The organism is Elstera litoralis (genome assembly GCF_000963705.1).
Classification (GTDB): domain Bacteria; phylum Pseudomonadota; class Alphaproteobacteria; order Elsterales; family Elsteraceae; genus Elstera; species Elstera litoralis.
Window position 1 is genome coordinate 1 of sequence record NZ_LAJY01000168.1, and the last position, 8,996, is coordinate 8,996.

The following is an 8,996-nucleotide window of genomic DNA, read 5'->3' on the forward strand; positions in this document are numbered from 1 at the left end:
GGCAAAAAGCAAGAAGCCGTTAAAATCGCAAAAGAGCATTTGCTGAAAGCGATGGAGCTTGGCGCGACGCAGACGTTTTAAAGATCTCGTTCTGAAAAAGATCGATTTGATCTCGATGACCGGCGGCCACCGTCAAGACGGGCCGTCGAAGGCAAAGCCAGCGGAGGCGATGCCGAAGATTACCAATGTGGCGAAGGGCGAAAAGCGCAACTACACGCGGTTCAGCGAGCCAAAATTGCAAGTAAAGCTGGCGGATAAGGTTTATACGACGATCGATTGGTCCATCGGTGGGTTGTTGATCGCGGGCTATGATGGCGATTTGGATCAGGGGGGCGAAACCCAGGCCAATTTCTGTCTGGTCGGCGGCGACCGCAATTATACGGCGACCATTCGGGTGGTGCGCTTCGACTCGCGCCATAAAACCCTCGCCGTGCGCTTTACCCGCTCTACAATGGATGCCTTGGAGTTTTTCCGGAATTTGATGAAACAGCACGCCCAGCGAGCGGTATAGTCCGTCCGGGCTTGAACGGGCGGTCTGCGGGCTGCCGGTGAGCTTCTCTTTCTCCTGTTTGGTGCGCCCCCCTGGCTATGAGTGACGTTCGCGCGTTTCCTGCTTCCGATCGGACCACGCTGATCGCCGGTCTCCTGCGTCTGACCGATATTCTATTGGTGGCGGTGGTGGCCTATGTCTTGTTCTGGTTTCAGAACGATACACTGCGCGCCCCGCATTATTACCATCAGATCATTGTGCTCGCGGCGCTCCTGACTGCGAATTTCACCCATGTCGCGGGCATTTACCGCCCGGTGGTGTTGGCGTCGACCTCGTTGCAAGTGGTGCGTCTTGCCGCAGCTTGGACGATGGTGGGGCTGGCGGTGCTCGCCTTTGTCCTCGTGACCGAGATTGCCGAATGGCTGAATCCGACCTGGGCAATGCGCTGGTTTTTTGGTGTGCTGGCCTGCTTCACGGTAACGCGCGTGTTCATTTGGGACCGCCGCCGCCGGATGCGCCGACATGGGGATCTCACCATCCGTATCGCTCTGGTCGGCGCGCGCGATTTGGGCCGCAAAGTGCTGGAGCAGTTGCGCCAAGATCCTTACGTGCAGGTGGTGGGCGTGTTCGATACGCTCGACCCCGGCGAAACCACCATCGAAGGCGTGCCCTATCGCGGCTCGGTGAAAGATCTCGTCCGCCTCGTGCGCAAAGAGCGCGTCGATGAAATCGTTATCGCCATGATCGATCGGTCGGAAGAGGAAGTTGCGAGCGTGCTGGCGAAGCTGCGCGACGTGCCGATCAATACCAAATTCTGTGCCCATACGCTGCGCTTCAATCTGCCCGTGCGCGGCTATTCCACCGTCGGCGGCCTGCCCTTGCTGCACGTGTTCCAGCGGCCCTTAGGGGCGTGGGGGCAGGTGCTGAAGGGGGTGGAGGACCGCGTGCTGGGGCTGATCTTCCTCATCCTCGCCCTGCCGGTGATGGCGGTGATCGCCGTGCTGGTCAAGCTCGATAGCCCCGGCCCGGTGCTGTTCCGGCAAAAGCGCTATGGCTTCAATAATAACGACATCACCGTGTTCAAGTTCCGCTCGATGCGCAACGATCCGAACCCGGACCCATCGGTTCCGCAGGCGCAGCGCAATGATCCGCGCATTACCCGCATCGGCGCGTTTTTTGCGCAAGTCGAGCCTGGATGAGCTTCCACAGCTTTTTAACGTTTTACAGGGTACCATGTCGCTCGTCGGCCCGCGCCCGCATGCGGTGGCCCATAACGAGCATTATGCTGCCGTAATCGACGGGTATCTGGGGCGGCATCGGGTTAAACCGGGCATCACCGGCTGGGCGCAGGTCAATGGCTATCGGGGCGAGACCGATACGCCGGAAAAGATGCGTATGCGCGTGCAATATGATCTGTACTACATTGACAATTGGTCGCTCAGTCTCGATCTGAAAATCCTGTTGATGACCGTTTTTGTCGGCTTTGTGAACCGGAATGCCTATTGATCGGCCCGCGACACGGAGCGTTGGGCCAAAGGAGCACGAGCATGGGGCGGTATACTGGGTCGGGCAATGAGCCCGAGATCCTGATCGAACCGGGGAACGGCCCCTATCGGCGGCGGTCGCCCGGCGGTTTGGGCCAAATCGTGCGGATCATTCTGGGCTTCTGCGTTCTGGCGGCGGTGATCGCCGGGGCCTTGCTGTTGGTGGCGAGCTTTTTCACGGTTCTGGCCTTTGTGGTGCCGGTTTTGCTGGTGGGGGGGCTGATTTTCGCCCTGGCCAATCGAAACCGGCTGCGGACAATTATCATTCGGCGTCGATAGCGGTTAGGAGAAAGCGTTTCATGGCCCAACGTCGCGTTACGAGCCCCGTTCCCCGCCCCCCGCTGATTGGGGTGACGGCCTGTATTCGCACGGTCGACGGCAGCCGAACCCATACGGTCGGCGAGAAATATATTCGCGGCGTTACGGAGGGGCTCGGCGGTTTGCCGTTGCTCATTCCGGCCCTGGGCGACGATCTCGACATCGGCTCGGTCGTCGGCTGTCTCGATGGGTTGTTGATTACGGGTAGCCTCTCCAACGTGGAGCCGCATCTCTACGGGGGCGAACCATCGGCCGACGGCACGCTGCACGATCCAGCGCGCGACGCAACAGTGATGCCGCTGATGCTGACGGCGTTGACGGCGGGCATTCCGCTCCTGGCGATTTGCCGGGGGCATCAGGAGCTGAACGTGGTTTTGGGCGGCACGCTGCATCAACGCGTGCACGAGCAGCCGGGGCGGCTCGATCACCGCGCGCCGGAGACGACTGATCTCGATATTCAATATGGTCCCTCGCACGCGGTAACGCTCACCGAAGGTGGGCTGTTTCAGCAACTCAACGGCGGCGAGCGGCGGCTGACGGTCAATTCCCTGCACTGGCAAGCCATCGACCGGTTGGCCGATGGGCTGGAGGTGGAAGCCGTGGCCGACGATGGCACCATCGAAGGCGTGCGCGTGACCCGAACCGAAAGCTTTGCCGCCTCGGTGCAATGGCATCCCGAATTCAAAGTCCGCGAGAATCCTTTCTCGCTCGCGCTGTTCGGGGCATTTGGCGACGCCGCGCGGGCCTATGCCGGCACGCGGCGGCGGACCTAATGGGCGCTGCGGCGGGATGATCGCGCTGGCTTTTTGCAAAAGTGTTGTAACGCGCTTCTCGAAAGAGAAGGTGGCGATTCTGGCGGGGTCGCTCGCCTTCACAACGCTACTCACGTTGGTGCCGCTGGCGATTCTCGTGTTTGGCGTGGCCGCCCGCTTCGACGGAATCGGTGCCTGGATCGGGCAGGCGCGCGGCATGATTGTCAGCAGCTTCGTGCCGGTGGTGGGTGATACGGTCGACCAGCAACTGACCACCTTCATCAGCAATGCCGCTTCCTTACCGACATTTTTGCTGCCCGCTTTGGGCGTGTCGGTGTTTTTGCTGCTTCTGGAAATCGAAACCTCTTTCAATGCCATTTGGCGGACGGATCGGCACTGGCCCTGGGCGGTGCGGTTTTTGGCGTTTTATTGCCACCGTCATCACCTTGCCGCTGCTGGCGGCGGCGAGCGGCTGGGCGGTGGGAACGCAGATTTTGGGCGGCGATGATCCTTGGGTGGCGGGGGTGCGCCACGGGGTGACGCCGCTGATCGGCTTCATTGCCTTTTTCTTCATGTTCACCGTCTTCCCGGCTCGGCGCGTGCATATGGGGGCGAGCGCGATTGGCGCCAGTGTCGCAGCCCTCGCGCTGACCGTCGCCAAATGGATCTTTGTCTGGTATATCGCCGCCGCGCCGATTCAGAATTTGATCTATGGGGCCTTGGCGGCCTTGCCCTTGTTGCAGCTTTGGGTGTTCATCCTCTGGGTTCTTATCCTCGTTGGCGGCACGGTTGCGGCCGAGGCGCAGGATTGGCTTGAGGCGCGGGGCCAGCCCGAGGCTTCGGCGCGCTGACGGCATTAGGGGAAGGTTTCCATGCACCGTTTTGCCAATCCGGCACGGTTTCAGCGTTTAGCGCGGCGGATTTTGCCGTTTTCCGCCGGGGCGACGGTGCTGTTTCTGGCGCTGGGGCTTTATTTTGCGCTGTTTAACTCGCCCGCCGATTACCAGCAGGGCGAAACCGTGCGGATTATGTATATCCACGTGCCCGCCGCCTGGATGAGCCTGTTCGTTTATGCCTCGATGGCGCTCTCCAGCGCCGTGGCCCTGATCTGGCGGCATCCGTTGGCGGAGCTTGCCACGCGGGCTGCCGCCATTCCCGGCGCGGCCTTCACCGCCCTCTGCCTCGTGACCGGCTCGCTCTGGGGCCAACCGATGTGGGGGACTTGGTGGGTGTGGGACGCGCGGCTGACTTCCGTGCTGGTGCTGTTCTTCCTCTATTTGGGCTATATCGCCCTGGTCGATGCCTTTGACGATCCCGAGCGTGGCGGGCGGGCTGGGGCGATTCTGGCGCTGGTCGGCGCGGTTAATCTGCCGATCATTAAATTTTCGGTAGATTGGTGGAATACGCTGCATCAACCGGCGAGCGTGCTGAAGATGGGCGGCCCGTCGATGGATGGCACGATGCTGCGCCCGCTGCTGCTGATGGCGCTGGGCTTTACCGGCTTTTTTATCACGCTGCTGCTTCTGCGCCTTGAAACCGCCTTACTTGACCGCAAAATCCGAGCGGCGGAGGAGCGGCTATCGTGAGCGATTTTTGGGCTATGGGCGGCTATGCCGTCTTCGTCTGGACCTCCTACGGGCTGGCTGCCGTCACGCTCGCCGGGCTGCTGGGGCTGACCCTGTGGCAGCGCCGCCAAGCGCGGGCGCGCTGGGATAGCCTGAAGGAGACCAAGCGATGAGCCTCACCTCCCGCGCCAAAACCGCCAAACGCCGCCGCCTCTGGGCTGTGGTCGCCGGGCTTGGCGGGCTCGGCGTTGCGACCGCGCTGATCCTCACGGCCTTTTCCGACAATCTCGTGTTCTTCCGCACGCCGAGCGATATCGTTGCGGGCAAAGTGATCCCGGAACGCCGCTTCCGCCTCGGCGGGTTGGTGGAAAAAGGCTCGGTCCAGCGTCAGAGCGATGGCACGACGATGCTGTTCCGCGTCACCGATACGGCGGAAAGCGTGACCGTGACCTATAAGGGCGTGCTGCCCGATCTGTTCCGCGAGGGGCAAGGCGTGGTGGCGGAAGGCAGCCTCAATCGGCATGGCCTGTTCGTCGCCAGTGAAGTGCTGGCCAAGCACGATGAAAATTACATGCCAAAGGAGGTCGCGGAAGCGATCAAAGCCTCCGGGCAGTGGAAGCCGGGCACTGCTCCCGCGCCGAAATAGGATAGAGACATGCTCGTCGAACTCGGTCATTACGCGCTGATTCTCGCTGGCGTGCTGGCGGCGCTCCAGGCCGGGTTCGGGCTGTTCGGCGCGCAGCGGCGCGACGGGTTTCTGATGGCGTTTAGCGGCAGTGCGGCGCTGGCGCAAACCTTGGGCTGCCTCATCGCCTTCGGCGCGCTGATGCACGCCTATGTCACCTCCGATTTTTCGGTGCAGAATGTTTGGCAGAACAGCCACGCCGATAAGCCGCTGCTCTATAAGATCACCGGCGTGTGGGGCAATCACGAAGGCTCGATGCTGCTGTGGATCACTGTCATGGCGCTGTTCGGGGCGGCGGTGGCCCTTGCCGGGGGGCGGATGCCCGCCAGTTTGCGCGCGCGCGTGCTGGGGTTACAGGCGCTGATTTCCTTGGGCTTTTACGCTTTCGTCCTGCTGACCTCGAACCCCTTTACCCGGCTCACGCCCGCCCCCATCGAAGGGCGCGGTTTGAACCCGCTGCTGCAAGACCCCGGCCTCGCCTTCCATCCGCCGCTGCTCTATTTGGGCTATGTCGGCACGTCCTTGACCTTCTCCTTTGCGCTCGCCGCCTTGCTGGAGCGCCGCGTCGATCCGGCCTGGGCGCGCTGGGTGCGGCCCTGGGCCTTGGCCTCGTGGATTTTCCTTACCCTGGGGATCGCGCTGGGGAGCTGGTGGGCCTATTACGAGTTGGGTTGGGGCGGTTGGTGGTTCTGGGACCCCGTCGAAAATGCCTCGCTGATGCCGTGGCTCGCGGCAACCGCGCTGCTGCATTCCGCCATCGTTGTGGAGAAGCGCGATAGTTTGAAGCGGTGGACGGTGCTGCTCGCCATTATCGCCTTCGCTTTCTCGATTCTCGGCACCTTCCTGGTGCGCTCGGGCGTGATTACCTCGGTGCATGCTTTCGCCAATGATCCGACGCGCGGGGCCTTCATTCTCGGCCTGCTGGCGGTGATCGTCGGCGGGGCGCTGCTGCTCTATGCCTTACGCGCGGGATCGCTCGACGGCGGCGGGCTGTTCGCGCCGGTCAGCCGGGAAGGCGCGCTGATTCTCAATAATGTGCTGCTGGCGGTGGCGCTGGTAACGGTGTTTCTCGGCACGCTCTACCCGATGTTCCTGGAGGCGATGGGCCTTGGCACGGTGACGGTAGGCAATCCCTATTATCAGGCAACCTTCATTCCGCTGCTGATCCCGCTGGTGTTGGTGATGGCGGCGGGGCCGCTGATTCCGTGGAAGCGCGCTGATGTGGTCAGCATTCTGCTGCGCCTGCGCGTGGCAGCGGTGCTGGCGCTGGCCGCCGCTGGGGTCGCCTATGCCTGGGGCGAAGGCGGGCCGATTCTCGCGCCCATCGGTATTTTTTGCGGCTGTTGGCTGATCTTTGGCGCGGCGACCGATCTGGTCGACCGGCTGCGTGGCCCGAACCCGTGGGCGCGTTGGCGGGGATTGCCGCGCAGTGCCCTGGGCGCGGTGATTGCCCACGCCGGGCTTGGTATTAGCATCATCGGCATGAGTGGCGATCTGTGGCAGCAGGATTCGATCCGCGCGCTCACCCCCGGTCAGAGCATGAGCATTGCCGGGTTCGAGTTGACCCTCGATAAAGTTGAACCCGTGCAGGGGCCGAATTTCATCGCCGAACGGGCAACGGTAACGATCCGCAGCGACGGGAAGATTATCGCCACCGCCACCCCGTCGCGCCGCAAATTCAACCGCCCGCCGATGACGACCAGCGAAACCGCCATTCGCACCAATGGGCTGCGCGACCTCTATCTGGCGCTCGGTGACCGCGATGCTCAAACCGGGGCCTATGCCTTGCGCGTTTACTATAACCCGCTGGTGCCGTGGATTTGGGGCGGCGCGATGGTGATGGCGCTCGGTGGCGGCATTTCGCTGGCAGATCGACGTTTGCGCCTCGGCGTGGCGCAAGCCCGTCCCGCCGCAAAGCGCGTGGGAGTTTCGGCATGAGCCGCTGGGGATTGGCGGCGCTGCCGCTGCTGGTGCTGGCGGTGCTGCTCGGCTATTTCGGCCTGCGCCTCACCGAGGGCGCGACCGGGCTTTGCCGAGCACGCTGATCGACCAGCCCGTGCCGCCCACCGATCTGCCCGGTTTACGCGCCGGAGAAGCACCGCTCACCGACGGCGAGATTAAGGCTTTGGCCGCAAAAGCGCCGCTGCTGGTGAATGTTTTTGGCTCCTGGTGCGTGCCGTGCCGCGCCGAGCATCCGTTTTTGATGGAGCTGCAAAAGCAGGGTGTGACGATCATCGGCCTTAATCAGCGCGACAAGCCGGAAAATGCCAAAGCTTTCCTGGCGGCTTTGGGCGACCCGTTCGCGCGCATCGGGATCGATGCCAAGGGGACGGCCTCGCTAGAGTGGGGCGTCTACGGCGTACCGGAAACCTTCGTTATCGACCGGGCGGGCACGATCCGCTATCGCCACGTCGGGGCGATTGACGCCGAGGTGCTGGAGGAAAAACTACGGCCGCTGCTGAAGAGTTTGGCGCAATGATCCGGCGTCTGGCCCTGGCGTTGGTGCTGCTCGCAGGCCCGCTCGCCGCCCTCGGCCCTGATGAAATCCTGCCCGATGCGGCGATGGAGGCGCGCGCCCGTGCCCTCTCCCGCCAATTGCGCTGCCTCGTCTGCCAAACCGAATCCATCGATGATTCCAATGCGGAATTGGCGCGCGATCTGCGCCTGCTCGTCCGCCGTCGTCTGGTGGCGGGCGATAGCGACGCGGCAGTGCTGGAGTATGTTCACAGTCGCTACGGCGATTACGTGCTGATGCGCCCGCCGGTGTCGGACCGCACGGCGTTGCTCTGGTTTGGGCCGTTCATTCTGCTGATCGGGATCGGCGGTTTGTTGGTGATTCGGGCGCGGCGCACGACCAAGCGTTCTGCTGTCCCGGCACCGCTCACCGAAGCCGAACAGGCGCGGTTGCGCCGTCTGGAGACCGAACAGTGAGCCTCCTCGTTGCGATTCTTCTGCTGTCGGCGGGCATGGCCCTGCTCGTTCTGCTGCCCTTGGTTCGCCGTGCTCCTGCGGGCGAGCGGGAGGCCCCGTTGGTGCTGTATCGGGATCAATTGGCCGAGCTTGACCGCGATCACGCGGCGGGTCGCCTGACCGATGCGGCGCGGGCAGCGGCGAAGGTGGAGTTGCAGCGCCGCTTGCTGCAATCGGATAAGGCGGGCGCGTGCCCGGTCTCCTGGGTGCCGCGCAAGGCGTTAGCAGTGCCGATTGTGGCGCTGGTGATGGCGGTGCCGCTCGGGCTCTATCTCTCGCTCGGGCAGCCGGGGCAAAAGGATTTGCCGATTTCGGCGCGCGCCGAGGAAATCGCCCCGCTGAAAGCCGCCGCCGCCGCGATTGCCGAGGCGCGCGAGGCCTTGAGCCGCGATGGCAGTCAGCCGCTTGCGTGGCTGCGCCTCGCCGGGCTGTTGCTGCAACAGGAGGATACCCAAGAGGCGGTGAACCTGCTGGCGGGGGCGCGCGCGCGGTTCCCCACCCTTGCGGTCTTCCCCTCAGCCCAGGGCGAAGCGCTGATGCGCGCTGGGCAGGGCTGATTACCGGGGAAGCGGAAGCGGCGTTCCGCGCCGCGCTAGCGCTCGACCCGCAGGATGCGCGCGCCCGCTATTTTCTGGCGCTCGCCGCCGAACAGCGCGGTGCCCCGGCAGAGGC

At 63.4% G+C, this 8,996-nt stretch carries 14 protein-coding genes; all 14 read left to right on the forward strand.

What is annotated here, in order from left to right:
* The first annotated feature begins 58 nt into the window (after window positions 1–58).
* Window positions 59–511: a PilZ domain-containing protein gene (locus VZ95_RS07650; protein WP_156995153.1), complete on the forward strand. Its 453-nt coding sequence runs from the start codon at window positions 59–61 to the stop codon at window positions 509–511.
* Between the two features lie 77 nt (window positions 512–588).
* Complete coding sequence (locus tag VZ95_RS26800; RefSeq protein WP_052711581.1) at window positions 589–1,689, forward strand: sugar transferase; 1,101 nt, start codon at window positions 589–591, stop codon at window positions 1,687–1,689.
* On the forward strand, window positions 1,634–1,996 hold the full coding sequence (locus VZ95_RS28060; RefSeq protein WP_269747077.1) for a sugar transferase: 363 nt from the start codon (window positions 1,634–1,636) through the stop codon (window positions 1,994–1,996). Before VZ95_RS26800 ends, VZ95_RS28060 begins: the two co-directional genes overlap by 56 nt.
* A 41-nt stretch (window positions 1,997–2,037) precedes the next feature.
* Window positions 2,038–2,313, forward strand: a complete 276-nt coding sequence (locus VZ95_RS07660) for a hypothetical protein (protein WP_045775328.1) — start codon at window positions 2,038–2,040, stop codon at window positions 2,311–2,313.
* A gap of 20 nt (window positions 2,314–2,333) precedes the next feature.
* On the forward strand, window positions 2,334–3,125 hold the full coding sequence (locus VZ95_RS07665; protein ID WP_045775329.1) for a gamma-glutamyl-gamma-aminobutyrate hydrolase family protein: 792 nt from the start codon (window positions 2,334–2,336) through the stop codon (window positions 3,123–3,125).
* 16 nt (window positions 3,126–3,141) lie between these two features.
* Complete coding sequence (locus VZ95_RS28065; protein WP_045775330.1) at window positions 3,142–3,612, forward strand: YihY family inner membrane protein; 471 nt, start codon at window positions 3,142–3,144, stop codon at window positions 3,610–3,612.
* Entirely contained in the window at window positions 3,584–3,955 is a 372-nt protein-coding gene (locus tag VZ95_RS28070; RefSeq protein ID WP_198148162.1) for a YihY family inner membrane protein, read from the forward strand. Before VZ95_RS28065 ends, VZ95_RS28070 begins: the two co-directional genes overlap by 29 nt.
* Window positions 3,956–3,976: 21 nt before the next feature.
* Window positions 3,977–4,690 carry a heme ABC transporter permease gene (locus VZ95_RS07680; protein WP_045775332.1) on the forward strand — a complete coding sequence of 238 codons (714 nt, stop codon included), beginning with the start codon at window positions 3,977–3,979 and terminating at the stop codon, window positions 4,688–4,690.
* Complete coding sequence (gene ccmD, locus VZ95_RS22880) at window positions 4,687–4,842, forward strand: heme exporter protein CcmD (protein ID WP_084627643.1); 156 nt, start codon at window positions 4,687–4,689, stop codon at window positions 4,840–4,842. Before VZ95_RS07680 ends, ccmD begins: the two co-directional genes overlap by 4 nt.
* On the forward strand, window positions 4,839–5,315 hold the full coding sequence (gene ccmE / locus VZ95_RS07685; protein WP_045775333.1) for a cytochrome c maturation protein CcmE: 477 nt from the start codon (window positions 4,839–4,841) through the stop codon (window positions 5,313–5,315). Before ccmD ends, ccmE begins: the two co-directional genes overlap by 4 nt.
* Window positions 5,316–5,324: 9 nt before the next feature.
* Complete coding sequence (locus VZ95_RS07690) at window positions 5,325–7,292, forward strand: heme lyase CcmF/NrfE family subunit (RefSeq protein WP_045775334.1); 1,968 nt, start codon at window positions 5,325–5,327, stop codon at window positions 7,290–7,292.
* 91 nt (window positions 7,293–7,383) lie between these two features.
* Window positions 7,384–7,833, forward strand: a complete 450-nt coding sequence (locus VZ95_RS07695) for a DsbE family thiol:disulfide interchange protein (protein ID WP_052711583.1) — start codon at window positions 7,384–7,386, stop codon at window positions 7,831–7,833.
* Window positions 7,830–8,285, forward strand: coding sequence for a cytochrome c-type biogenesis protein (locus tag VZ95_RS07700; RefSeq protein WP_045775335.1), 456 nt, complete (start codon window positions 7,830–7,832; stop codon window positions 8,283–8,285). The genes VZ95_RS07695 and VZ95_RS07700 overlap by 4 nt, the downstream gene beginning before the upstream one ends.
* On the forward strand, window positions 8,282–8,881 hold the full coding sequence (gene ccmI / locus VZ95_RS07705; RefSeq protein ID WP_045775336.1) for a c-type cytochrome biogenesis protein CcmI: 600 nt from the start codon (window positions 8,282–8,284) through the stop codon (window positions 8,879–8,881). Before VZ95_RS07700 ends, ccmI begins: the two co-directional genes overlap by 4 nt.
* Window positions 8,882–8,996 lie beyond the last annotated feature (115 nt).

Bases quoted from the DNA above. Each gene is read 5' to 3' on its own strand.
- VZ95_RS07690 (WP_045775334.1), top strand. From the start codon at position 5,325: ATGCTCGTCGAACTCGGTCATTACGCGCTGATTCTCGCTGGCGTGCTG.
- VZ95_RS07660 (WP_045775328.1), top strand. From the start codon at position 2,038: ATGGGGCGGTATACTGGGTCGGGCAATGAGCCCGAGATCCTGATCGAA.
- VZ95_RS28065 (WP_045775330.1), top strand. From the start codon at position 3,142: ATGATCGCGCTGGCTTTTTGCAAAAGTGTTGTAACGCGCTTCTCGAAA.
- VZ95_RS07680 (WP_045775332.1), top strand. From the start codon at position 3,977: ATGCACCGTTTTGCCAATCCGGCACGGTTTCAGCGTTTAGCGCGGCGG.
- VZ95_RS07700 (WP_045775335.1), top strand. From the start codon at position 7,830: ATGATCCGGCGTCTGGCCCTGGCGTTGGTGCTGCTCGCAGGCCCGCTC.
- VZ95_RS28060 (WP_269747077.1), top strand. From the start codon at position 1,634: ATGATCCGCGCATTACCCGCATCGGCGCGTTTTTTGCGCAAGTCGAGC.
- VZ95_RS26800 (WP_052711581.1), top strand. From the start codon at position 589: ATGAGTGACGTTCGCGCGTTTCCTGCTTCCGATCGGACCACGCTGATC.
- ccmE (WP_045775333.1), top strand. From the start codon at position 4,839: ATGAGCCTCACCTCCCGCGCCAAAACCGCCAAACGCCGCCGCCTCTGG.
- VZ95_RS07665 (WP_045775329.1), top strand. From the start codon at position 2,334: ATGGCCCAACGTCGCGTTACGAGCCCCGTTCCCCGCCCCCCGCTGATT.